The sequence below is a fragment of the Mesorhizobium sp. L-8-3 genome (genome assembly GCF_016756615.1).
Classification (GTDB): Bacteria; Pseudomonadota; Alphaproteobacteria; order Rhizobiales; family Rhizobiaceae.
The window spans coordinates 2,471,132-2,494,993 of sequence record NZ_AP023262.1; the positions used below are offsets into that span (position 1 = coordinate 2,471,132).

The 23,862-nt window shown below is 65.3% G+C and carries 25 protein-coding genes; 8 read left to right on the plus strand and 17 right to left on the minus strand.

Translation table 11 applies throughout. The features are described 5' to 3' along the window. Positions 1 to 288: 288 nt before the first annotated feature. The 6 genes from JN302_RS11715 to JN302_RS11740 form a co-directional block, all read right to left on the minus strand. Positions 289 to 1,488, minus strand: coding sequence for an aromatic ring-hydroxylating oxygenase subunit alpha (locus tag JN302_RS11715; RefSeq protein WP_202334262.1), 1,200 nt, complete (start codon positions 1,486 to 1,488; stop codon positions 289 to 291). Positions 1,489 to 1,770: 282 nt separating this feature from the next. After that, the gene (locus tag JN302_RS11720) at positions 1,771 to 2,658 is read right to left on the minus strand and encodes a glycerophosphodiester phosphodiesterase (RefSeq protein WP_244846295.1); all 888 of its coding nucleotides are present in this window, start codon (positions 2,656 to 2,658) and stop codon (positions 1,771 to 1,773) included. Positions 2,659 to 2,712: 54 nt separating this feature from the next. After that, positions 2,713 to 3,777 (minus strand): ABC transporter ATP-binding protein, encoded by a 1,065-nt coding sequence (locus tag JN302_RS11725; RefSeq protein WP_202332962.1) that lies wholly within the window; start codon positions 3,775 to 3,777, stop codon positions 2,713 to 2,715. 5 nt (positions 3,778 to 3,782) lie between these two features. Then, complete coding sequence (locus tag JN302_RS11730; protein ID WP_202312290.1) at positions 3,783 to 4,883, minus strand: carbohydrate ABC transporter permease; 1,101 nt, start codon at positions 4,881 to 4,883, stop codon at positions 3,783 to 3,785. Between the two features lies 1 nt (position 4,884). Next, positions 4,885 to 5,835: a carbohydrate ABC transporter permease gene (locus JN302_RS11735; RefSeq protein ID WP_202312292.1), complete on the minus strand. Its 951-nt coding sequence runs from the start codon at positions 5,833 to 5,835 to the stop codon at positions 4,885 to 4,887. Between the two features lie 66 nt (positions 5,836 to 5,901). Beyond that, positions 5,902 to 7,278 (minus strand): ABC transporter substrate-binding protein, encoded by a 1,377-nt coding sequence (locus JN302_RS11740; protein ID WP_202312294.1) that lies wholly within the window; start codon positions 7,276 to 7,278, stop codon positions 5,902 to 5,904. Between the two features lie 112 nt (positions 7,279 to 7,390). Here JN302_RS11740 and JN302_RS11745 point away from each other — a divergent pair, with 112 nt between their 5' ends. The 4 genes from JN302_RS11745 to JN302_RS11760 all read left to right on the plus strand — a co-directional run bounded on the left by JN302_RS11745 (position 7,391) and on the right by JN302_RS11760 (position 10,767). Continuing rightward, positions 7,391 to 8,434, plus strand: coding sequence for a LacI family DNA-binding transcriptional regulator (locus JN302_RS11745; RefSeq protein ID WP_244846296.1), 1,044 nt, complete (start codon positions 7,391 to 7,393; stop codon positions 8,432 to 8,434). Positions 8,435 to 8,449: 15 nt separating this feature from the next. Next, the gene (locus JN302_RS11750) at positions 8,450 to 9,259 is read left to right on the plus strand and encodes a glycerophosphodiester phosphodiesterase (protein WP_202332964.1); all 810 of its coding nucleotides are present in this window, start codon (positions 8,450 to 8,452) and stop codon (positions 9,257 to 9,259) included. Between the two features lie 10 nt (positions 9,260 to 9,269). After that, positions 9,270 to 10,076, plus strand: coding sequence for an inositol monophosphatase family protein (locus tag JN302_RS11755; RefSeq protein WP_244846297.1), 807 nt, complete (start codon positions 9,270 to 9,272; stop codon positions 10,074 to 10,076). A gap of 283 nt (positions 10,077 to 10,359) precedes the next feature. Further along, positions 10,360 to 10,767: a hypothetical protein gene (locus JN302_RS11760; RefSeq protein WP_202332965.1), complete on the plus strand. Its 408-nt coding sequence runs from the start codon at positions 10,360 to 10,362 to the stop codon at positions 10,765 to 10,767. 120 nt (positions 10,768 to 10,887) lie between these two features. On the opposite strand, the gene JN302_RS11765 is transcribed toward JN302_RS11760, so the two are convergent. Both JN302_RS11765 and JN302_RS11770 read right to left on the minus strand, forming a co-directional pair. Further along, the gene (locus tag JN302_RS11765; RefSeq protein WP_202332966.1) at positions 10,888 to 12,975 is read right to left on the minus strand and encodes a hybrid sensor histidine kinase/response regulator; all 2,088 of its coding nucleotides are present in this window, start codon (positions 12,973 to 12,975) and stop codon (positions 10,888 to 10,890) included. Positions 12,976 to 13,005: 30 nt separating this feature from the next. Then, a complete protein-coding gene (locus JN302_RS11770) occupies positions 13,006 to 13,785 on the minus strand; it encodes a response regulator transcription factor (RefSeq protein WP_202312302.1) in 780 nt (259 codons plus the stop codon). A 41-nt stretch (positions 13,786 to 13,826) separates the two neighbouring features. Between JN302_RS11770 and JN302_RS11775 the strand changes: the two genes are divergently transcribed. Further along, positions 13,827 to 14,501: a response regulator transcription factor gene (locus JN302_RS11775; RefSeq protein WP_202332967.1), complete on the plus strand. Its 675-nt coding sequence runs from the start codon at positions 13,827 to 13,829 to the stop codon at positions 14,499 to 14,501. 70 nt (positions 14,502 to 14,571) lie between these two features. Here the strand turns inward: JN302_RS11775 and JN302_RS11780 are convergent, their stop codons facing one another. After that, entirely contained in the window at positions 14,572 to 14,739 is a 168-nt protein-coding gene (locus tag JN302_RS11780) for a hypothetical protein (RefSeq protein WP_202332968.1), read from the minus strand. Between the two features lie 401 nt (positions 14,740 to 15,140). Here JN302_RS11780 and JN302_RS11785 point away from each other — a divergent pair, with 401 nt between their 5' ends. After that, positions 15,141 to 15,602, plus strand: a complete 462-nt coding sequence (locus JN302_RS11785; protein WP_202312305.1) for a L,D-transpeptidase — start codon at positions 15,141 to 15,143, stop codon at positions 15,600 to 15,602. Positions 15,603 to 15,654: 52 nt separating this feature from the next. Here the strand turns inward: JN302_RS11785 and JN302_RS11790 are convergent, their stop codons facing one another. From JN302_RS11790 to JN302_RS11805, 4 genes are read right to left on the minus strand one after another with little or no spacing between them, the layout of a single operon-like run. Further along, positions 15,655 to 16,584: a phosphatidate cytidylyltransferase gene (locus JN302_RS11790; RefSeq protein ID WP_202332969.1), complete on the minus strand. Its 930-nt coding sequence runs from the start codon at positions 16,582 to 16,584 to the stop codon at positions 15,655 to 15,657. Then, a complete protein-coding gene (locus JN302_RS11795) occupies positions 16,581 to 17,249 on the minus strand; it encodes a lysophospholipid acyltransferase family protein (protein ID WP_202332970.1) in 669 nt (222 codons plus the stop codon). The genes JN302_RS11790 and JN302_RS11795 overlap by 4 nt, the downstream gene beginning before the upstream one ends. Before the next feature lie 11 nt (positions 17,250 to 17,260). After that, complete coding sequence (locus JN302_RS11800) at positions 17,261 to 19,048, minus strand: bifunctional alpha/beta hydrolase/class I SAM-dependent methyltransferase (protein WP_202332971.1); 1,788 nt, start codon at positions 19,046 to 19,048, stop codon at positions 17,261 to 17,263. A gap of 18 nt (positions 19,049 to 19,066) precedes the next feature. Then, entirely contained in the window at positions 19,067 to 19,666 is a 600-nt protein-coding gene (locus JN302_RS11805; protein ID WP_202332972.1) for a CDP-alcohol phosphatidyltransferase family protein, read from the minus strand. Between JN302_RS11805 and JN302_RS11810 the strand changes: the two genes are divergently transcribed. Then, complete coding sequence (locus JN302_RS11810; protein WP_202332973.1) at positions 19,648 to 19,977, plus strand: hypothetical protein; 330 nt, start codon at positions 19,648 to 19,650, stop codon at positions 19,975 to 19,977. The two genes, JN302_RS11805 and JN302_RS11810, sit on opposite strands and share 19 nt — an antisense overlap. Further along, on the plus strand, positions 19,916 to 20,542 hold the full coding sequence (locus JN302_RS11815) for a TetR/AcrR family transcriptional regulator (protein ID WP_202332974.1): 627 nt from the start codon (positions 19,916 to 19,918) through the stop codon (positions 20,540 to 20,542). Before JN302_RS11810 ends, JN302_RS11815 begins: the two co-directional genes overlap by 62 nt. A gap of 1 nt (position 20,543) precedes the next feature. On the opposite strand, the gene JN302_RS11820 is transcribed toward JN302_RS11815, so the two are convergent. From JN302_RS11820 to JN302_RS11835, 4 genes are all read right to left on the minus strand, one after another. Beyond that, positions 20,544 to 21,488 (minus strand): energy transducer TonB family protein, encoded by a 945-nt coding sequence (locus tag JN302_RS11820; RefSeq protein WP_202332975.1) that lies wholly within the window; start codon positions 21,486 to 21,488, stop codon positions 20,544 to 20,546. Continuing rightward, positions 21,485 to 21,949, minus strand: coding sequence for a TonB system transport protein ExbD (gene exbD / locus JN302_RS11825; RefSeq protein ID WP_202332976.1), 465 nt, complete (start codon positions 21,947 to 21,949; stop codon positions 21,485 to 21,487). The genes JN302_RS11820 and exbD overlap by 4 nt, the downstream gene beginning before the upstream one ends. A gap of 15 nt (positions 21,950 to 21,964) precedes the next feature. Continuing rightward, entirely contained in the window at positions 21,965 to 22,975 is a 1,011-nt protein-coding gene (gene exbB / locus JN302_RS11830) for a tonB-system energizer ExbB (protein WP_202332977.1), read from the minus strand. Between the two features lie 288 nt (positions 22,976 to 23,263). Further along, a complete protein-coding gene (locus tag JN302_RS11835) occupies positions 23,264 to 23,812 on the minus strand; it encodes a hypothetical protein (RefSeq protein WP_202332978.1) in 549 nt (182 codons plus the stop codon). Positions 23,813 to 23,862 lie beyond the last annotated feature (50 nt).

Here is a 23,862-nt window from a genome sequence, read left to right on the forward strand (position 1 = left end):
GGACAGTTCGCAGGCGGGCATCCGGGCAGGCGAGACGGATTACTTGGCCTAAGAGCCATCTCGAATGACCGCTCGCGTTGAAACGCGACATTCCCGTTCGCGAGCGCGAAGGTCGCGGAGCAGCGCTTATTGCGCGCTCCCGATCCCCGAGGTAATTCGGCGCTCTCTATCATTGTCAGGGGGCAGGAAATCCCCTGCCAATCAAACAGTTGAATGGTGACTGATGGTATAGCTACCCAATTCCGGAAGAAGGAGATGGCACGACGCGGCTCAGGACTGGCTTCTCGTTCATATCCCCGATAGCAGAGCCTGATTCAACCCCCGCATATCCTTCTCCTCGGGCGCGGTTTCCAGTCCAAGCACAGGCAGGACCCCGCGCAGATGGTCGTGGTGGGTGCGCACGCCATATTCGAGGTCGGAGAGGTAGAAGCCGCCGAAGGCTTCCGACAGCATGGATTCGTTCGACCACACCGAAAGCTGCACGTCCTCCGCCATTGTGTCGCGATCGATGCGATAGGAAAGGTAGCGTGCAGCCGCCTGCTCGCGGCTTTCGTCGGCATAGCGGTAGATCGCGCCGCGCAGCAGGGTCTCGCCGGCCGACAGAGGGAACTCCTGGTAGAACTGCACGGATTCCGGCATCAGCGCGATCACATTGTTGGGAAAGATTCCGTAATAGATCCAGGCTTGCCTCAGATGCTCGGGCAGGCGCGAGGGCTTCGGAGCGAATTTGATGTAGTTCCTGACGCTCCAGCGGCGGCCGGCGTGCGGATTGTATGTGGCGAAGGAACGCGACACTCCGTTGACGAAGGGCTCGTCGAAATAGGTCGATCCGTAGAGATCCTGGAGCGCCGGATGCGCCATGGCGACATGGTAACCCTCATTGTCGACGTCGCGCACCGATTTCCAGTTGACGGGCGATTTTTGCGTCCAGATGCCCCAGGAGGGCACCATGTCGGCAACCTGGTAATGGGCGATCTCGGTTTCGACCGCCTTCATCAGCTCGGCCACGGCGGGCTGCGGGCCCTTGCGGAACCGGATGAAGATGAGACCCATCCAGATTTCGAGGTCGAGCGGCATGAGGCCGAATTCGTGCTTGTCGAGCTCGGGGAAGGAGCGCGGCCTGGCAGCACCTCGCAGCGTGCCGTCGAGATTGTAGACCCAGCCGTGGAAGGGGCAGACGAGCGCGTTGCGGCAATTGCCCTTGTCGTCGGCGACGACACGCGAGCCGCGGTGCCTGCAGATGTTGTGGAAGCCGCGCACCACGCCGTCCTTGCCGCGCAGGATGATGGCGCGCTCGCCCACGACGTCCATGGCGAGATAGTCGCCGGGATTGGGAACGTCGCTGACATGGCCGGCGATCTGCCAGTGGTTTCGGAAGACATGCTCCTTCTCGAGCTCGAGAAGGGCCGGGCTGTGATAGCTCCAGCCCGGCAGCCCGCGCCGGTCCCAGTCGTTGGGGACGGCGACGCCGTAGAGGTGATGTTTCATATCCATGGGATCATTCTTATTGAATGTTCATTCAATAAGAGCATATTTATGATTTAATTGCAACAGCTTATACAAATGCGATTGTTGGATCTCTGCCGCAGTGCGGCGGCGGGAGGCGTGCCGGGTCGTTGTTCCGCCTGGAAAACTCCGATTTTTCCGGGAGTTAATCTCGTCCCTGCGACCCTGTCGGATAGGAATGCGCCGTTGTCCGCGCGCCTACGCACGAAATCCGGATGCGGGTGCCTGGACCCTTGTCGAACGAAGGCGCGGCTTTGGGCGAATTCAAAGCGAGCGGATCAGACGGGAGATCTGACCGGGCGCGTCCGTGGTGATCTGGCGCACCTTGGCCCCGACGAGCGCCGCAAGCGCGGGCGCATCGATCCCCCGACCGGGATTGACCGTCCAGGCGTCCGTCTCGATGCCGAGGTCGAGCAGGCGAGCGACGAGCGGAAACCGCCGCCTCTGCGCGGCAACAATGGCATCGAACCTGAGATAGGCGATGCTCACGCCGGCCTTGCGGCGCTCGATGTGGCGCAGCAGCCGCTCAGGATCGCGCAAGCCAGGCTGGCGCGATACCGCCAGCATCGGGTCGTAGCCGAGCCGGGCTCCGGGAATGACCGAAACGAAGCGGCGCGCATCCTCGAGATGATGCGACCCGACGACGATGGCGTCGCCCAATCCGCGAACTGCTGCCGCCGCGTCGCCGATCGCCGAATCCGGGAGCCGGCGTCCGTTGAGAAGCTTGAGGTCGAGCTGAAGGTTGGCCGATGGCGCTCTCGGCAGTATTCGAAGCGGGGCCACCAGCTCGGCGAGCGGCAGGACCGGCGCATCGGGGTCGGCGGCGCCATCGGCGTCGCGGTGAAAGAGCCCCCGGATCGAGGCAATCGGCGTGGACGGGACGCGCCCGCGTCCGGTCGTCGATGGGCCCAGCGTCGGATCGTGCAGAACCGCGAAGCGGTCGTCTGCGGTGGCCAGGATATCGACCTCGAGGCTCGCTCCGAGCCGCCATCCAAGGGCGAGGTTCGAACGCCTGAAAGGCGCTTCGGCGAGATATCTTCGCAGCTTGTGCCACTTCAGGCGAATAGGCCCGTGCGGGCCCTCGACAGCAATCGGCGTGTCCGACGCCTCGCCGCTGACTTCCTGAGCAACCTGCTTCAGCGGCGCCACCACGTGCCCCTCCCCACCCATCTCGAAGAACTGGACAAGTCGGCGGCCGCCGACCCGTCAAGTCGGGGCGCGAACATGCGCGCCTGCGACGAGCTTCTGCTCGGCCGTCTCGAACACCAGTGAATTCTCCGGCGCAAAGCCGATCTTCACCTCTTCTCCGGGCGAGTGGGCGGCAGATGAGCCCTGCACGAGCACGCGAACGGTGCCGACTCCGGTGTCGACGACATAGAGGATCTCGCGCCCCATCGGTTCGATCTGCATGATGCGGCCGGGAAAGCCGCTGCCACCGAATCGCAGATGTTCCGGCCTCAGTCCGACGGTCAGCGCTCCTGATGCCCCTTCGATCGGGAATTGGGTGCCGTTGGCGCTGACCTTGCCGCCCTCGGCTTTGCCCGCAATCAGGTTGATGGGTGGCGAGCCGATGAAGCCGGCGACGAACAGGCTGGATGGCCTGAGATAGAGATCATCCGGCGTCCCGACCTGCTCGATGCGGCCGGCGCGCATGCAGATGATGCGGTCGGCCATCGTGGTGGCCTCGATCTGGTCGTGCGTGACCAGCACGGTTGTCACCCCGAGGTGCTCCTGCAGGGACTTGATCTCCGTGCGCATCGAGAGCCGAAGGGTCGCGTCGAGGTTGGAAAGCGGCTCGTCGAGCAGCAGCAGCTGTGGCTCCTTCACTAGGGCACGCGCCAGTGCAACCCGCTGCTGCTGGCCGCCGGAAAGCTCGCCGGGACGGCGTTCGAGCAGTTCTGCGACCCGGACAAGTTCGGCGGCGGCCTTCACCCGGCCGAGAGCTTCGTCGCGCGGCGTCTTCTTGAAGCGCAGCGGGAACAGGATGTTGTCGCGCACGCTCATATGCGGATAAAGGGCATAGGACTGAAAGACGATGCCGACATTGCGGTCCCGCGCCTCCACCTCGTTCACGACATGGCCGTCGAAGAGCAACTCGCCGCCGGTCGGCACGTAGATCCCGGCGAGCATGAAGAGGCTCGTCGACTTGCCGCAGCCGGAGGGGCCGAGCAGCGCGACGAACTCGCCGTCCTCGATCACAAGGTTCATGCCGGGGATCACCTCGACGTCGCCGAAGCGCTTCGACACGTTGCGGAACTCGATCTTGGCCATACCAGTCAGCCCTTCACGCCACCGATCGACATCTGCATCAGATAGCGCTGGGCGGCCAGATAGAGGATCAGGCTTGGAACGAGGTAGAAGACGCCCACTGCCGAGACCACTCCGTAGTCGACGCCCATGACGTCGTCCCGCACCCAGTACATGTAGAGGCTCATGGTCCAGTTGGTGTTTCTCACCAGGAAGGTGAAGACGAAGATGTACTCCTCCCAGCCCCGGATGAAGGTGAAGACCGCTATTGCGAGGATGCCGTTCCTGACTTGCGGCAGCACGACGCTGACGAATGCCTGCCGCCGTGACGCGCCGTCGGTCAGCGCGCTCATCTCGATGTCCCATGGCACCGCGTCGAAGAAGCCCTTCATGATGAAGATCGCAAAGGGCAACTCAAAGGCGACGAGCACCAGGATCACGCCGGCAAGCGTGTCGAGCAGCCCGATCCAGTAGAGCATCAGGAACATCGGCACGATCAGCGTCATCACCGGGAAGGCGTGCAGCACCAGCAGCGAGCGCAGCATCGCCGAGCGCCCGGGGAACTGGAAACGCGACAGGTAATAGGCCGCCAGCGAGGCAACCGTGACGACAATGGCCGTTTGCGCGCCGGCAATCAGGACCGAGTTGCCGAAGGCGTGCCAGACATTGGGGAACTGTACCGCACCTTTCACCTCTCCGACCCGCGATCGCACCACGGAAGCGAAGTCCGGTTCCCACAGGAAGATGAAATTGCCGACATGGAGGTCTCGGCCGACGAAAAGGACGATGGCAAGGACGGCGATCGCAGTGATGACCGCCATGCCGATCCACATCTGGCGACGGTCCTGCGTGAACGCGGCTGCGAGCCACAGGGCTACCACTGTCGGCACGACCACCGCCGTCGACCGCCAGAGCACCGCCGTCTCGGCAACGCCGGTCCTGGCCGAGAAGGCGATCGTGACCAGCCAGAAATAGGGCAGGATGATCGGCAGCGAGACGGCGATCAGGAAGGAGTAAAGGACGACCGCCTTGGTGCGGCGCAAATTGCGCGCCCGTGCCGCCAGCCTGTCCCAATCGACCAGTGGCTCGTGCGTTGCCGCGGATGTTGTTGGGATCGCCTCGACCGCCATCTCAATGCACCTCGATGCGCGGGCGTTGCAGCAGGCGCTCCATGTCGAAGAAGCGCCAGCCGATAAGCGCTACGACCACGCCGATTACGATCAGGAACAGCGCCAGCGCGGCGCCATAGGCATACTGGCCGTTCTCGAAGGCTCGCCGGTATACGTAGAGCGCATAGACCGTCGTGTCATAGAACGGACCACCCCTCGTGAGCAGCAGGATGTACTCGAAGCTCACCAGAAGCGAGAGCGTCTGGTAGATCGTCACGAAGCTGATCGGCCAGCGCAGGGCCGGCAAGGTGATGAAGCGGATCTGCGCGAAGGTCCCGGCGCCGTCCACCGCGGCGGCGTGGAACAGGTGCTCGGGAATCCCGCGGATCGCGGCGGTGAAGATGATCATGCCCATCGAGGCGCCGATGAAGCCGTTGGAGATGATGATGAGCGCAACCGGAGCGGAGGTCAGCAGGTCGAGCGGCGCATCGAGGCCGAAGCCCTGCATCAGGACCTGGTTGACGAGACCGGCTTCGGTCGGGCTCACCGCCCACAGCCAGAGCAGAATGTAGAGCACCGACGGGCTCATCCGCGGCAGGAGCCACACGCCGCGGAAGAAACCGCCGGAAACGTTCCGGAGCGACGTGGTGGTGATGGCGAGAATCAGGCCGAAGGTCACGTTGAAGATCGCCAGCGTGCCGAAGACGTAGATGAAGGTGAGCCCGATGACCGGCGTCAGCCGGCGGTCGCCGCGGAAGATCTTCTCGAATTGCTCGATGGTGAACCCGGTGATGCGAAGCGACCGGTTGAGGTCGGTGAACGAGACTGCGATGTCGATGAGAACCGGGACGATGAAAAACAGGACCGTGAGAATGATTGCCGGGCCAAGCAGGATCACGAAGTTCGCGCGCCGGCGGGTCGCAGACCGGGCATGGCCGCGGTGCTCGATCATGAGTTCGTCTAAAGTCGTCATTGCCTGACACGCTCGTCGCGACGGTCGATGCGGTGCGTAACTCGACCGTCGCAAGGCCGATCGGAGCTATTTGACGACGACGTCTTCGAGGCTCGCCGACGCCTCGTCGATCACGAATTCCGCCGCATCGTCCGCCGACAGCCGTCCCGACTCTATGCCCTGGATCGCCGCATAGATGATGCCGTTGAGCTCGCCGAACTGCGCATTGTTGGGAAGGAATTTCGTGATCTTGAGCAGGTCGGTCGCACGGGCGAGTGGCCAGGCTTCCGCATAGCGCGGATCCTCGAGCTGCTCGGGCTTGATGCCGAGATGGGTCGTGGTAACCGCATGATCGGTGTTGAGGTCGGCCGCCGAGGCGTGGCCAAGCAGGCGGACAGCGAGTTCCGGCTCCTTGGTGCTGGCGGAGATCACGTAGACGATCGGATGGGTCAGGCTGACCGGCGAGCCGCCCTTGGCGGGTGCCGGCCCGGCGATCCAGCCCCAATCCGCGAAGAAGGCTTTTTCATCCTGTGGCAGGCCGTAGGTCGGGAAGGCCACGCTGCCGAGATCCCAGATCCCGTACATCCAGAAGGCCGCGTTGCCGGTATAGAACTCCTTGCGCAGCGCGTCGAATTCCATCGCGGTGTTGTTGGCGGGGATGACGCCTTCCTTCACCCCGCGCTCGAACCAGCCGAATGCCGCGGCGAGCTTGTCACGCTCAAGGAGCAACTTGCCGCTCGCCGGATCGATGAAGTCATTGCCGTAGGCATTGAAGACCATGATGTAGTCGGGGCCCTTGTTCGGCCGGTGAAGGACGCCGTACTGGGCTTTCGTCTTGTCGACCACCTGCTTGGCGATATCCAGGACCTCGTCCATTGTCAGGTCGCCCGACAGTGCCCGCTGGGGCAAAGCGTCGACGAAAGCGGCGTCATAGCCGGCCTCGCGGAGGAGTTTCTTGTTGTAGAAGAACATCCTCGCCTCCGCATCCTGCGGGATGGCGTAGGTGCCGTCGGGGCACCTGGTCGATGACCAGAGCTCCGGGAAGATCGTCCCGAAGTGCTGCGGGTATTTGGCGATATAGTCGTCGAGCTTGAGGGCGAAGCCGTCCTGCTGGAAGGCGCAGACCCATTCATGCGCAGCGATGAACATGTCCGGCCCCTGGCCGATGCCGAACACTTTCAGGAGCTGCAGAGCGTCGTCGTCAAAACCCTTGGCAGGGCTCTCGCGCACCGCGACCTCGATACGCTTGGGTGAACCTTCGGCCTCGAGTTCCTTGTTGAGCCGCTCTGCAGCCTTGACCACATTGCCCGGACGCAATGGTCCGGAAGGATCCTGACGCGACCACAGCTCGAATTTCACGGTCTCCTGGGCGAAAACCGGCATTGCCGTGAAGACGGCTGCCAAGCCACCCGCAAGTACTGCACTCAGGAGTGCGGCGGCAGTTCCACTCTTCCAGTGAATCATCTTTCCATCCTCCCTGCTGCGGCACGCTTCACCGCGCCGTCATGTTGTTGCAATGCTGTGCAACAGGATTATGAATGCACTTGGGAGAATGTCCAGTGGGAGGGGTCGAACCGTGACCGACGGCAGAGACAATGGCCAGGGTCGTTTCGTGAGCGCCCAGGCCGTCGCCGAACGGGCGGGCGTGTCCCGCTCCGCGGTCTCGCGAGCCTTCACCCCTGGCGCAAGCATAGCGCCGGCAACCCTGGCCAGGGTGCACGAGGCGGCCGCCGCCCTCGGCTACCAGGTCAACGATCTCGCCCGGGGCCTTCTCGCCAATCGCAGCCGGTTGGTCGGGCTGGTGACCTCTGACGCCGACACACCGTTCCGCGCCCAGATGATCGCCGCGCTGTCGCAGGCCTTGATCGAGCGTGGCAACATGCCGGCGATCATCAACATCGGCACCACCACGGAAGACATTGCGAATGCCAGCCGGCAGTTGCTGCGTTACCGGGCGGAGGCGACCGTCTTCCTGTCAGGCTCGCCGCCGGAGAGCCTGGTCGAGCTGACGCGCCGCAACGGACAGCCGCTGATCCTGATCAACCGAGCCGAGACGGGCCTCGACAGCGTTCATTGCGACGACAGGGACGGTGCGCAGCAGGCCTTCGGGATCCTGTCCATGACCGGAGCCCGCCGCTTCGCCGTGATCAACAAGGAGGATCCGAGCCCGAGCCTTGCCGTTCGCGAGCGCGCCTTCGCCGAGTTCGCAGCCGCGTCGGGATTCAAGCCGACGATCGTGAGGGCCGGTCACTCCGACTATGACGGCGGACGGGAGGCGGCGCGGCAATTGCTGGCGCGAGGACCGGCACCTGACGCGATCTTCTGCGTCAACGACCTGATGGCGTTCGGGACGCTCGATCATTTGCGCGGCGCGGGCCTGCGTGTACCAGACAACGTGTCGGTCATCGGCTTCGACGACGTTCCCATTGCCGCGTGGGCCTCCTACAGGCTGACCACGCTGCGGCAGGACCCCCGGCGCATCGCCCGCGAGGTCGTGTCGATCCTCGACCGGCGCCTCTCCGATCCGGACCTGCCGCCGATGTCGGTCCATATCCCGGTCGAGCTCGTAGTTCGCGAAACCGTCAAGACCCGCCGGCAGGAGGCGCGTCTTCGCAAATAGGGAGACCAGCCGGGTATGTCCTTCAGCTTCCTGGCCCGCGAGGCGGGGCATGTCCATGTCTGCGGCCACCGCGGCTACAGCCTCTGTTATCCGGAGAACACGCTGCCGGCGCTCGAGGCGGCCCGGACGGCAGGCGCGACCACGGTCGAGATCGACGTCGTACTGACTGCAGACGGCGAGCCGATCGTCCTGCACGATCTGACCGTCGACCGGACAACGGACGGGCATGGCTTCGCAGCCGACCTCGACCTTGAGCAGATCCGCCGACTGGATGCCGGCGTCCGGTTCGATCCCGCCTTCGCCGGTACGAAGATTCCGACCGTCGCGGAGACGCTCGACTGGGCCAAAGCGGCGGATATGGGGATCGTACTGGAGATCAAGGAGGCGGAGCGGCCGGAGCTCGCCGCCGATCGCGTAGCGGCATTGCTCAGAGCAACGGGGACGCTCGACCGCGTCATCGTGATCGGCTTTGACCATGCGGTTCTGAAGCGCGCCGTAGAGCGCCATCCGGGACTCAAGACCGAAGCAATCACCCATGCCCGCCATGCGGACCTCATCGGGGTACTGCAGGCTTGCGGCGCGGCTTCGGTCTCGATCGAGCTCGACATGTTCCACCCCGACGATGCGAGGGCATTGCATGAAGCGGGTCTTGGCAATCGTCTCAGCATGCCTCGCCCGGACAAACTCGCCGAATACTGGCAAGGCGGCCGCGACCCGCTGCCGAAAATCGTGCAGTGGATCGCCGATGGGCTGGTCGACTCGATTTCCGGCGACGATGTGCCGTTCATCGCTCGCCTCGTCAAACAAGCCGGCCACGCCAGTTGAGAAGATCGCCATGGCTCGGATGCAACCGGATGTTCTCGATAACCGCCTGGGGGCGGCGGAAGCCGTGGTCCGCGAAGCAGGCCGGCTCGCCGCCGACCATTTTGCCCGGCGCGAGCTTTTGAGTATCGACCGCAAGGGTGCGCAGGACCTGGTGAGCGAGGCCGACCGCGAATGCGAAGACCTCATCGTCACCGGTCTCGGCCGCCTGTTTCCCGAGGACGGCTTTCTCGGCGAGGAGCGCGGCTCCCGCAACCCGAAGGCGCCTGCCGTCTGGGTGATCGACCCGATCGACGGTACGCATAATTTCCTGACCGGCATTCCGTTCTGGTGCGTCTCCGTCGGCATGGTCGTCGACGGTGCGTTGGCGCTCGGGATCATCTACGCCCCGCTCGCAGCGGAGCTGTTTTCGGCGAGGAAGGACGGCGGCGCCTTCCTCAACGGCCGGCCGATCAAGGTGAGCGGCGAAGCCGACCCGACGCGTGCCCGTGTCGCGGTCGGCTTCAGCTACCGTCGGCCGGTCAAGGAGCATGTCCGCGCGGTCGATGCGCTGCTTTCGGCGGGGTGCGAGTATCTCAGGCTCGGGTCCGGGGCGCTCGGCCTTGCCTATACGGCAGCGGGGCGCTTCGACGGCTACTGGGAGCGCCATATGAATTCGTGGGACGCCGTGGCGGGCTTGCTGCTGGTCCGCGAAGCCGGCGGCTGGACGAATGACTTCGCGGCCGAACACCTGGCGCATGGGAGTGAAATCCTGGCCGCTACGCCGGCGCTGGCCGACATGGTCAAACGGCATGTGAGGTTCGGCAGCCCCGAAAGGTAGCCGGCCGTCCGGATCGAAGCCAACTTCGTTCCTTTCGCTTTGCTCGTCCGCCATGCTTTCGCTCCATACGGCGACATGTGGGTGCGAGCGCGAATTTCGCCCGCCCCTGCCAAGCGTATCGCACCCGCCGCCGTGCGCAGTCGTGACCAACCTTGACTGATTTTGACCGAAATATGCCCGAACCGCTTGTTTCAAACCTGTTACAGAGGCGAGTTCGGACAGCATCGGGCAGAAACACGGTTGGCCTATTGTCCCTTCAACAGGGAACAACAAGGCGACGACAATGGCCGGCAAGAGAACCACATCAGTCGGGAACGGGCACGGACCGGTGCGCGGCTTCGATTTCCCCAGGATCGCGTTGCGCCAGCGCACGCAGGATCATCCGATGGCAATGTTCGCGGTGGCCGCTGCCGCCTGCTTTCTCGCCATGGCGCTCATTCCCACATCCGGACCGGCCTTCGCGGCCATCGGCGGAGCGCCGCGCAAGATCGCGGACGACGTCCGCACCACGCAGAAGACGGCACGCCTGCCCATGTCGGAGACCGAGCGGGCCTGTCAGGGACAGGCCTGGGGCAACGAGTCGCTCGATTGCCTGCTCGTGATCGCCCGGGAGGCCGGTGACAGGAAGGCTCGTACGATCCGCATGATCGCCAATGCCGAGCCGAACCGGCAGACCCCAAACGTGTTCTGAAGCTTTCAGCCCTCCAGCCTCTGGCTCCCTGCCGACCCCTCCGGCAGGGGGCCTTTTTTTGTTGCGGAGCAGGCTGTTCCTGTTCCCGGCATGCCCAGCCGGGTCGATTTTCCGCCGTTGCTACTTCGTCAGCGTGATCTGGTCGCCGACCGCGGCGAGCACGCCGCGCACGTCGAGCGTGCTGAACGGCTTTTCCAGGATGAGAGGGCGCAGATGCGGCGCCAGCGCCTCCACCTCGGCACGGGCGCCGATCATGTCGCCGGTGACGAGCACGAAGCGCCGGCTGAGATCGGCGCGATGGTCGATGATGTCGCGATAGATGCCGATGCCGCTGGAGCCCGGCATGCGCAGGTCGCTGAACACGATGTCGGGCGCGACATCGGGCAGGATCTCGCCGGCCGAGGTCCAGGCCGACAGCATCACCGACTTGATGCCCATGAGTTCGAGGATATCGGCCAGGGATTCGGCAACGTCGGGTTCGTCGTCGACGATGAGCGCGCGGCGCAGGCTGGTCGATTGGGCGTGTCCAGTGCCGGCACTATTCTGCGCGCCTGCCGTGGCCGGCAGTTCCACCACGAAACGCGCGCCGCTCGGCTCGGTCGCCTCGAACCAGACCTTGCCGTTGTGGCGCTCGACGATCGAACGGGAGATCGACAGGCCGATGCCGGTGCCGACCCCCACGGGCTTGGTCGTGAAGTAGGATTCGAAGATGCGGGAGCGGATTTCCTCCGGAATGCCCGGCCCGTTGTCCTCGACCGAGAACCCGACGGTGCCGTTCGGGTTCCGGAACGTACGCACCTTGATGCGGCGGTCGCGCGGGCTCGATGCCAGCGCATGCTGGCTGTTGACGAGGAAGTTGGCGGCGACCTGGGTGAGGTGGTCGGCATCGGCCATCACCAGCACCGCGCCTTCGGCAAATTCGGCGTCGACCCCGATGCCGCTGGTGCGCGCGCCGTAGGCGGTGACTTCGAGCGCCGAGCGCAACACATGGTTGAGGTCGGTTTCGGCCTGCGCCGTGGGCTGGAGCCGCACCATGCCAAGGAAGCTCTTGACGATGCGGCCGCATCGCTCGGCGGCGGCGCGGACCTTCTCGGCGCGGGCCTTGGTCTGGGGGTCGACGGCGAATTCATGCAGCAAGGTCGACTGCGCCACCACCACGGCGAGCGGATTGTTGAGCTCATGCGACACGCCGGCCAGCAGCGAGCCCATCGCCGCGACCTTCTCGTTCTGATGCAGCTTCTCCCGCTGGCGATTGATCTCGTCCTCGGCATAGCGCTTCTCGCGCAGGTCCCGGATCGATCCGAGAAACAGCCGGCGGTCGGCGATCTTGACCTCCGACGCGGTCAGCTCGATCGGGAAGATCTCGCCCGATGCATGCTGCGAAACCGTCTCGAGCCGGCGGCCGAGCATGGGTGCGCCGCGCCCGGCCATGTATTCTCCGCCATTGGCGTGGCCGGCCCGGTAATATTCGGGGATGATCGTGTCGAGTATGTCCTGGCCGACGATGTCGATGCGCCGATAGCCGAACATCCTTTCGGCGGCCGGGTTGAATTCGACGATCTTGCCCGTTTCGTCGATGATGATGACGGCGTCCAGCGACGCCTGCAGCATGGCCGCGCGCATGATCTCCGCGACATGCGCATCCGACTGGGAGCGCTCGATGGCGTCGCTGATGGCGATGGCCACGATCTCGGCCGCCGCCTTCTCCTCGTCGGTCCACTTGCGTTCTCTCAGGCAGTCGTTGATGGCCAGCGATCCCGCTGCCTGGCCGTTGACGAAATAGGGGATCGACAGGAACGATTTGATGTTCTGGTTTTCGAAGTCCCGCCTGAGGAAGCCGCCGATCTCGCTCGTCAGCCCGGTAAACATCTTGCCCTGCCTGCCTTCCCGGGCGATGCGACCGAGCAGCTCATCGGAGTGGATGACCGATTGCGGGATGACCGTCGGCATGCCGGAGATGCCCTCGATCTTGTCGTCGACCCAGAATCCGGCCACGGACTGGATAAGCCCATGGTCGGGCGCTTCGCGCAGACGGAACAGGATCGTGCGATGCGCCGACATCGAACGGCCGATGAGTTCCAGTGCCCAGCCGAGTTCCTGGCGCCAGTCCTCTGCCTGCCGCAGCCTTCGCACGATGCGGGCGGCCGCGACGGAAACGCCGGGCTCGACGATGTCCATGTCCATGCTGGGCGGGATCGTCTCGATCATGCGGCCGGTTCCATTGTTCAACCCGGTGCGTCAGCCGGCGTCGCCGGCGGGCAGCGAGAAGATGTAGCCCTCGCCGCGAACGGTGCGCAGGAATTTCGGGCTGGAGGGATCCTCCTCGATCTTCTTGCGGAGCCGCATGATCCTGATGTCGACGGCGCGCGAGGAATCGGAATCCTCCTCCACGCCGATCGCTTCGGAGATCGCCGCCCGCGTCAGCAGCCGGTTGGGCCGGCTGAGGAATATCTCCAGCACGTCGAACTCGCTCTTGGAGAGGTCGACGATGGAACCGTCGGGCGCGGTCACCAGGCGCCCCTCGAAATCGGCGGTGTAGCCGCCGAAGGCCATTGTCCGCCGGGGCGCCTCGCTCTCCGATTTCGCCTGCGCCGGTTCCATTTGCTGCGGAACGCGCCTAAGCACGCTGCGCACCCGCGCCAGCAGCTCGCGCAGCTCGTAGGGTTTCACGATGTAGTCGTCGGCCCCGATCTCGAGCCCGACGATGCGGTCGATCGCCGTGCCCGCGGCGGAAGCGAAGATGATCCCGGCTGACATGGTCGAGCGGATCCAGCGGCCGAGCGACAGGCCGTCCTCGCCAGGCATGGCGATGTCGAGAATGGCGAGATGAAAGGGACCCTCGGCGGCAAGCGCCCGCATCTCGGCGGCATCGGCGGCCGTCGCGACATCGTAGCCGTTCGCGCCGAGATATTCCGCGACGGCTTCGCGCAGATCCGGCTCGTCCTCGACGATTACGATGCGTGCTCGCAGTGCTATCTCGCCTCCGCTTTCAGCGGACAGTAGATTGGGTATAAACATCTTGTCTAGTTACATCCTCGAACTTGAGACCGGGACTTTTCATGGCGAGGCCAGTCGTTGCGTTGATCGGTTTTTCCGCTGATGCCGCCACCGAGCTCGACGACTATCTCCAGCGGCGCGGATATGTCGTGCGCCTTGCGGCGGACGGCTGGCAAGGCGATGCGCTGATCGGCGAGGGCGGTGTCGATGTCGCGGTCGTCGAACTGGCGCTCGAAGACGGCGCCGGTCTCGACCTGCTCCGACGCCACGCCGCCGGCGGCACGCTTTTCATGATGGTGAATGGACGGTCCGACCTGATCGACAAGATCCTGGCCCTGGAACTCGGCGCAGCCGACGCTGTCGAGCGTCCTGTCAATCCGCGCGAGATCGCGGCGAGGATCGGCGGGCTGATCGCCCGGCGAGGCCGGCGCGGCAGCGAGTTGCTGGTCCTCGAGAACGCGACGGTCGACCTGAAGGCCGCTCTGGTGATGCACCGGTCGGGGGGAGAGGACGCCCTGTCTCCCGGGCAGATCGCGCTGCTTCGGCTGTTTGCCGCCAATCCCCGCACGGTGCTTACCCGCGACGATATCATCGCCGCTGCGCCGGCCGAGGCAACTGACGCCTTCGACCGGTCGATCGATTCGCGCATCGTGCGGCTTCGCCGCAAGCTCGATACCGAAACGATCACCACGGTGCGCGGCACCGGCTACCGCTTCGACCCGCCGTCGGGCGGTTGAGCAGGCAACCCGGCACCGATTTCGGCCGGCCCCGGCGATGGGCGTTCTTATCAGGCGATGCAAGATCGGGTCACCGCGCCTGCTGATGCGACGCGACCTGAACTGCGCCGATGCCGGATCCGGCATGCCCGGCATCGGCGGGCGACTTCAGCAGCACCGCCGCCACCGCGGCAATGCCGAGCAGTCCCTGGGCATAAAGAAGCGCGGAAAGAACCGCAGCGCCCTTGTTGGCCTTCATGGTCGGATCCTCCGGGAGCGTGCCGGGTGCGGGGCTTCTGTGGGAGCGGTCCAGAGATGGCCGGCCGGGCTCCCCGCGAGCGAGGGTACACCCGTCGCCACGCCTTTCCCGACCAGCTCGATCGTCCTGCCGCATTCCATGTCCCGTCCAGACATCCGTGTTTCTATGCGCACAGAATGACAGGGCCCTGTTTCAGGACGATGCCGCGCCGCCCGGCCCCTGTTGCAGGATGGTTTCCGGGCGCAACCGAATTGCCGGGCGCGAGGTCAAGCGCGGGACGCTCATATTGCCTGATATGAAACAATTACGAAACATAATTGCGTTTCAGCGAAATCAATTCGAAACAGCGCGTGCGCATATTGCTCCCATCGAAACGGACCAGTCATCTTTCGGGGGAACACATGACCACCAACTTCGCCAATCGTCTCATAAACCTTGCGACATGCACCATGATCGGCTTCGGCGCCTTGCTCGGCTGGGGAGCCGACACCGCAGTCGCGGCCAACAAGATCGTGGCGCGCGTATCGATTTCGCAGCAGACGATGCGGGTCATGATCGACGGACGGGAAACGTTCCAATGGAAGGTGTCGACCGCGGGCAAGGGCTATGTCACGCCGACCGGTTCGTTCACGCCGACCCGCATGCACGAAATGTGGTATTCGAGGAAGTACGACAATGCGCCGATGCCGCATTCGATCTTCTTCCACGGCGGCTATGCCGTGCATGCCACGCCGCATGTCAAACGCCTCGGCCGCCCGGCCTCGCATGGCTGCATCCGGCTCCATCCCGACAATGCCGCAGATTTCTACGAGCTGGTCCAGGCCTTCGGCCCGTCCAACACCCGTATCGTCATCGTTAAATAGCCGGCGCGCGACTTTCGCCGGGCCTTTATGTGGCGGGGTCCCCGCCACCCGCTCAGGCCACCGTGAACCGCACGATGTGGAAGAAGACAGGCGCGGCGAAGACCAGGCTGTCGGCGCGATCGAGCATGCCGCCATGGCCCTCGATCAGGTGACCCCAGTCCTTCACGCCCTGGTCGCGCTTGATGGCGGAGGCCACGAGCCCGCCGAGAAATCCCATCAGGCAGGCAAGCAGCGCGATGCCTGCCGCCTGAAGCGGCGAGAATGGGGTCAGCCACCACAGGGCGCCGCCGAGCAGGCTGGCGCCGGCGAGGCCGCCGATCAGGCCTTCCCAGGTCTTGGACGGCGACACGTTGGGCGAGACGCGACGTCTGCCGAACAGCTTGCCGAAGACATATTGCAGCACGTCGCTGCCCTGCACCGTGATGATCAGGAAGGCGATGAGAAGCAGCTTGCGATCGTCGAAGCCGGGGATCGGCAGCGTCAGCAGCGCCGGCACATGGCTGACGCAATAGACGGCCAGCATCAGCCCCCATTGCTGCTCCGCCACGCGCTCCAGGAAGCGCGCGGTGTCGCCGCGCAGGGCGGTCAGCGCCGGCATGGCCAGGAAGCAGTAGACCGGAATGAAGATGGTGTAGAGCCCGTACCATTCGAGCCAGACCAGCAGATACTGGGCCGGGATCGCCACGCCGAACATGCCGAGCAGGATCCAGTGGTCGCTGCGGCGCGAATAGGTCAGCGTCACGAATTCGCGCAGCGCGGCGAACGAGACGAAGGCAAAAAGCAGGATCACGCCGCCCTTGCCGAACAGGAAGGCCGCCGCGATCGCCGCCACCATCACCCACCAGGCCTTGATGCGCTGATTGAGGTTGAGGAGCACGGGATCGCGCGGATCGGCCGCGCGCCATGTCAGCGCCGCGGAAACCGTGCTTGCGGCCAGCAGGACGCCGAGCAGGCCGGCGGCGAGATAGAACGTCTCGGTCATGGCTTGCCGTCCCTCCTCGGCCTCGGGTCCAGTGCAAGGAGCGCATCGCGGGCGCGATCCAGGAAGGCGCGCCTCTCCTCGTCCTGCGTCGGCGCGATCGGTGCGCCGAAGACGACGCGGCACAGGAGCGGAACCGGCAGGAACTCACCCTTCGGCAGCACCCGCGACATGTTCTCGATCCAGCATGGGACAAGTTCCACGTCGGGCCGCGTGACGGCGAGGTTGTAGAGGCCGGACCGAAATCGCAGCAGCGGCTCCTCGGTCATGTTGCGCGTGCCTTCGGGGAAGAAGATCAGCGAGTCGCCCTGGTCCAGGGTCTTCAGCATGACGGCGAGCGGATCGACTGTGCGCTCCACCCAGTTGCGCTCGACGAGGACCGAGGAAAGCATGTCCTCGGCGATGAAGCGGCGCAGCTTCGACTTGCCCCAATAGTCCGCCCCGGCGACAGCGCGTGTGCGCATGCGCTCACGCGGCGGCAGGCAGGCCGACAGGAGAATGAAGTCGCCATGGCTGGCGTGGTTGGCGAAATAGATGCGCTGCCTGTCGGATGGTCCGGTGCCGGCCCAGATCGGCCGAACGCCGGTGATGGCCCGTGCGAATGCCGCCAGGGTCGCGGAGGTCGCGGTCCGAAGCGCTGTGCAGGCCAGTGTCCTGATCTCCCGCATTGCCCCTCCGACTAGACCCGTTCCGCGACCGATACGGTGAAGATGCCCCAGCGGTCGATGCGCTGGTCGAGCTTGCGGAAGCCGGCCTTCTCGACGAGCTGGTCCATCTCGGCCTGGCTGCGGCGGCGCATCACCCATGGCCTGCCGTCGCGATGCGAGGTCAGGCAACGGGCGATCATCTCGAGCTGCGGGTGCCAGGGCTGGTTGGTGTAGATCAAAAGGCTGCCCGGCGTCATCGCGCGGGCGAGGCCGTCGAGAGAACGCGCCACGAGCGTGTTGCCGGAAAAGAGCTCGTAGAGACCGGAGACGATGGCGAGGTCGGGTGCCGGCGACTGTGCCGCCAGGGACGCGGCGTCGAAAGCGTCGCCGTTGCGGAAGACAACCGTATCCGGCAGCCCGCGCCGGCGGATGAGGCTCGATCCTGCCACGACATTGATGTCGGAATAGTCCCGCAATGTCACACTCGCCGGCTGCCGCGGGCAGAGCGCGATCGCGTCGAGCACGTAGCGGCCATGGCCGGCGGCGATGTCGAGCACGTCGACGCTTCGTCCCTGGGCCTGAAGCCGTGCCACTGCGGCAGGGATCAGTTCCTCCAGATGTGCCTTGCGCTGGCGGATGCCGCGCCAGCCGACCGCGTCGAGGAAGAAGCGGTCGATCAGCCTGCCGCCGGGGCCTATGCCCCGCGCCCGGTTCTCATAGACGTAGTCTAGTGTCGAGCCGGAATCGAAACCGGTCCGGATGCCCGTCGATAGCCCTTGGGAAAAGGCGGCTCCGACGCGGATCATGAAGCGGTTGAACGCCCACCACGCCCCTTTGGCCGAAAAGGTCTCCAGCGGCGTCGCCAGACGGTCGGCCTCGTCGCGGGTATGGCCCGCCCGATCGGCGGTCGTCAGGTCGGGCCGGGGCGCCGGCCGGCGGCGCTGCTCGCCGATGAAACGCCTGACCTCGGCGAGCGCCACGGCGCGATCCTTCTCGCCCAGAGTATCGTGGAAGAAACCCGCCAGCACATGCCGCTCCTTCACCGGGCTGCCCAGCCTGACGAAGAATTCGTGCTGCGGAGCCTGCCGCACCACGAAGTCGCTGCCCGAGATCAGGAGCTGGGTCGGCGCGGTGATGGCGCCGGCGTCGGCGACGATGCGCTCCGCGTGATCGTAGAGTTCGAGCAGCATGTTGGAGGCGATCGGCCGTGTGATCAGCGGATCGTTCTCGAAAGACGCGATGCGCTCGCGGTCATGGGTGAGAAAGCGCGCCTTCACATAGGAATTGACGAAGAACGGCCCGGCGAGCTTCTGCCACAGCGCGATGCCCTGGCGGGCGAACGGCACATAAAGCTTGACGTCGAAAGCCGGGGCGGCCAGCACCAGGGCACGCAGCCTGGGCGCATAGTCATGCACCCAGCCGGCGGCCAGCACGGCGCCGACGGACTGCGCGATCACCGTGATGTCCTCGACGGCGATTCCGTCGCGTGCGGTGATCTCCTTCACGAGACAATCGATGTCGCGGACGGATGCCGCGAAGGAGGGCGAATGGCCGCGTTCCCCGGAAGAGCGTCCATGGCCTCGCGCGTCCCAGGCATAAACCGCATGGTCGTCCAGGCCAAGTTCGTCGACCAGATGCGCCATGCGCCCGCCATGTTCATGGCCGCGATGGAAGAGGACCACGGCGCCGCGCGTGCGGGGGCTGCGCGCCGGCCAGCAGCGATAGAAGATCTGCGCGCCGTCATGGCTCCGGAAGCTTCGTTCGAGCGCGACGGAGGAGCGGGGAGCGTCGATCTTTGCGACCAGCACTTCATGTTTCATGGGAGACCTCGATGATGCTCAGGCGGCGAGCCCGGCACGGATGCGGTTGACGATGGTGACGGCCGAGAGCGCGGCCAGGAAAGGAAACAGCCAGGAAGCGAATACGGGTAGCGTGACGCCCGATGCGATCAGCGCGCCGAGCGCGCCGAGCACGAGGGCCCGGTCGCTCTTGCCGAGCGGGCCGGCATAGATGCGCACCGCACCCGCGGCGGTGCCGATGATGCCGGCGCATTCCGACAGCAGCGCCATGATGGCGAATGAGACAACGCCCCAGGGCTGGAAGGGCGCGACCAGCACGAATGGCAGCGTGAGCGCCAGATCGGAGACGAGATCTCCGAGTTCGTTGAGATAGACGCCGAGCCGCGATGCCTGGCCGTGCTCGCGCGCCAGCATGCCGTCGACTGCATTCATGGCCATGCGCACGAAGAGCACGACAGGAAACAGCCAGAAGACAGCAGTTCGGTCGGGGAAAAAGGCGATGAGGGCGCCGGTCGCGATCGAGAGCACGGATGCGGCGACCGTCACCTGGTTCGCGGTCACGCCGACGTGCGCCAGCCATGCGACGAAAGGCCTGAGCCGGGCCTGGAAAGCCGGTTTCAGTGCATAGAGCGTCGGCATGGCCTGCCTCCTTTGCTGCCCAAGGCGAAATCGCCTTTGCTGCCCAAGGCGAAATCGCCTTTGCTGCCCAAGGCGAAATCGCCTTTGCTGCCCAAGGCGAAATCGCCTTCGCCGCCCATGGCGAAATCGCCTTCGCCTTGACTTCACTCCAGTCCATGCCATCTAGTGTCATGAACACTGTTCACGATCATTGTGAACAGTGTTCAAATTGTGGCGAATCCCAAAAAAGCGGCAAACAGGAAACCGATCATGGCGAGCAAGACCGAGGAGCGCCGCGAACAGCTGAGGCAGAAGCTGATTGCGATCGCTGAAAGCCGGATCGCGAATGATGGCTACGCCGCGCTCACCGCGCGCGACGTTGCCGGCGAGGCGGGCTGCGCCCTGGGCGCGATCTACAACATCTTCAAGGACATGGATGCCCTGGTCACGGCGGTGAACGCGCGCACCCTGGTTGGGTTGGAGGCGGCGGTCGCGCGCGCCTTCTCGGACGAAGGCGTCAGACGTGACCCCAAGCGCGGACTGGTGACCCTCGGCCTCACCTATTTCCACTTCGTCACGGCGCATCCCAAACTGTGGTCGGCGATCTTCGAACTCGGCTTCCGCGCGGGCAAGGAACTGCCGCAATGGCAGATCGACGAGCATGTCCGTCTGATCGGCCACATCGTGAAGCCGCTGCGCGTTCTTCTGCCCGGCGCTTCGGAGCAGCGGCTGGATCTTCTCGCCCGGTCGCTGTTCTCCGCTGTGCACGGCATTGTCAGCCTCGGCCTCGCCCGGCGTTTCATGGCGGTTCCGCCGGCCGAGATCGCGGCACAGATCACCTTCATCGTCGAGGCATTCTGCGACGGCGTGGTGGCGCGCGGCGCCCGCCGGCCGTAGGCTAGCGGAGGTCGAACGTGACCGGCAGCGCCAGGGGTATGCTGGCCTTGGCGAGTTCCTTGGGCGGCGCCGGCACCGGCGAGGCGCGGCGCAGCATATCGAGCGCGGCCTTGTCGAGTTCCGGATTGCCGGAGGAGCGCGTCACCCGCGACGAGGTTACGCGGCCGCCGGGGTCGACTGTAAAGGCAACCCGCACGGTGCCCTGTTCGCCCCTGGCCTTGGCACGGCTCGGATAACGCTGGTGGCGCTTCAGCCAGGCAACGACGCGCGAATGCCATTTGGCGGGACTGACGCGGGGCGACGAAACGCCTTGCGTACTCTTCTGCGCCGCCGCCCTCGGTGCGGTCGGCGCCTCGACTTTCGCCGCCATCGTCGGCTTGGCCGCCGGTTCCTTCTTCTCCGCCTTTTCCTTCTTCTGCGGACGCGGCTTCTCGACCGGCTTCTCTGCCTTCTCTTCCTCGATCACCGGGCGCGGCTCGGGCAGGGGAACGGCGACCTCAGGGGTTTCCGCCTCGACCACGTCGGGAATGACCTCGTCGAGCGGCTCCTGCTGTTCCACCGGCTCGACCTTCGCCAGTTCGACCTCTTCGACGGCCTCGGCAGGCTTTTCCTGCACCTCTTCGACGGGCTCGGTCTCTTCGATCGGCTCCGGCTCGAGTTCCGACACCTCCTGCGTCTCCTCGACCGGGTCAGCCTGCTCGGCAGGCACCTGGTCGGGTACGAAGGCATCTTCCTGGACCGCCGGCGCGACCGGAAGCGGGGCAAGCTCGATCATCAAAGCGGGCGGCGGGCCGCCGTCGGAGTCGGCCGGCCGCAGCATATGCGCGCCGAAACCGATCGCGATATGGATCGCCAGCACCATCGCGCCCGCCGCGCCCCACAGCATGGCATCGCGCCGGGTGAGGCGCATGAGCTGTGTGCTGGGCGCGGAGGCCGCGATGCTCATTGGGCCGCTCCCGGCAGCGGCGCAGCGGTTGGTACGCCCGGCGTCATCGTCTCCAACCCGACCAGCGCGATCTTGAGGTAGCCGGCGCCGCGCAGGAGATTCATGACCTCCATCAGGTCGCCGTAGCCCACCGCCTTGTCGGCGCGCAGGAAGATACGGGTTTCCTTGTTGCCGCTGGTGCGGCCGTCAAGGGTGGTGGCGAAGGATGCCCGCTCCACCGTGTCGTTGCCCAGGGCGAGACTGAGATCGCTCTTCAGCGTGAGGAACAAGGGCTGCTCGGGCCGGGGGGAAGGGTTGGCGGTCGAGCCGGGAAGGTCGACATTGACGTCGACGGTCGCCAGCGGCGCCGCCACCATGAAGATGATGAGCAGCACAAGCATCACGTCGATGAAGGGCGTGACGTTGATCTCGTGGTTCTCCTCGAGATCGTCGCCGGCATTCTCGCGGATTCTGCTCGCCATGTCGGGGCCGTCCCGTTACTCGGCCGCGAGCGGTTGCCGGCGCGCGGCGTGCGCGACCGCGCTGATGTCGAGATCCCGGCTCACGAGCCGCTCGACGCCGGCCGATGCGTCCGCCAGGACCTGGCGATAGCCGGTGATGGAGCGCGCGAAGACGTTATAGATCACGACGGCCGGGATGGCGGCGACCAGGCCGATGGCGGTGGCGAGCAGCGCCTCGGCGATGCCGGGCGCCACCACGGCGAGATTGGTGGTCTGCGCCTTGCTGATGCCGATGAAGGAATTCATGATTCCCCAGACGGTGCCGAACAGGCCGACGAAGGGCGCCGTCGAGCCGATGGTGGCGAGCACGCCCGTGCCGCGCGACATGCGTCGCCCGGCGGCTGCCTCGATCCTGGCAAGGCGCGAGGCGACGCGTTCCTTGAGGCCGTCGCCCTTGCCGGAAATGCCCTCCGACATCGCGACCTCTTCACCTGCGGCCCGCACGAGCAGCGCGCCCGGACCGCCGGCATTGCCGAGCGCCTTGCCGGCGTCGGCGAGGCTGGCGGCTTCGGAAATCGCGCGGACGGCGCGCTGCGCGCGGACCTTCGCTCCGGCTAGCTCAAGCGACTTCGCCAGCCAGACGGTCCAGGTGACGAGGGACGCAAAGGCAAGGCCGATCATCACCGCCTTCACGACCACGTCGGCGGCCATGAACATGCCCCAGGGCGAAAGGTCGTGCGGCAGCGTCGTTTCCGGCATGGGCGCCGGGGCGATCGGGGCAGGCGCGGAGCCGCTCGGCGCGACCGGCTGCAATTCGAGCGGAGCAGGGTTGCCTTCGGGGGCGGAGTTGCCGTCGGGGAGATGGGCCGGTGCTGTCGTGGTGGGCGCCGCCGTGGTCGGCGTTGGCGTCGCGGGTGCTGCCATCGTCGGCGCGCTGCCCTGTTGGGCAGCGGCGGGCGGGGCTTGTTCCTGTGCAGGGGCGATGGTGGCGAGGGCACACAATCCCAGCAGCCCGACCAGTCCTGCAAGCCGCCTTGTTCTCAACATCGGTCATCCTCTCCGGGATCGTTGCCTTCGGCAATCGTCGGCCGGCCGTTCAGATAGGCCAGGGTGATAGAACCGTGCTTTAGGCCGGGTGACCTGCACGGGCAAGAGTTTTCATGACTTTTTTTGTCATGAATTTGGCGGCGCGCTGCAGAGGCAAGGACGTCATGGCACCTCCGACCGAGGCTGGGTCTCGTCCATCCGCGGGCTGCGGATGCCGACATGGCTCGGCTGCGCCATTCGTTGCAGCGTATAAATGCCGCCGGACTGTCGCTCTGACGGCTCCGAGATTCAGCGTGCGTCGCCCACGGAGGACACCAGTGAATCGATGGAATCGCGCTGTGCCGCGGAGCATTGCTGTGTCTTCATGCTCTCCACCATTTGGCCCTGCCCGTAGCCATGAAGAAGGGTGAGCATCGTCACGATGCGTGGCTCCAGCCGGTCGACATTCCGGTACGAGTCGATCAAGGGCTGGAACACCCGGCCTTGCCAGTCCAGACCGCACCATTCCGCAAGTCCGGAGATGAAGCCGGCCCGGATCGCTCCGCGCGCCTGCTCGACCGATACCGGCGGGGTCGCGATTTCCTCCGGCGATGCCGGAGCGCAGGCCTGGCCAGGCGCGCATTGCGCGGATGGTAAGGTGGCGAGCATGCCATCAAGCGCCGTCTTCACGGTTTTGTCGGTCAAAAGCTCCGAGAAAATGTCACGCTCGGCTTCCTCAGCTTGAGTTTGATGGCTTGCCAGGAAAATCGAGGCGAGCACCGTTACGAGGAGCAGCAGGCGCTGGAAGGCCCTGCCTTTCCGAGCACATCCGTACGGTACCGCAAGAAGACGGCGCATCGTCTTTGATCCGCCAGATTCCATCGTGCACCTCGAGCCGCAACGGTTTT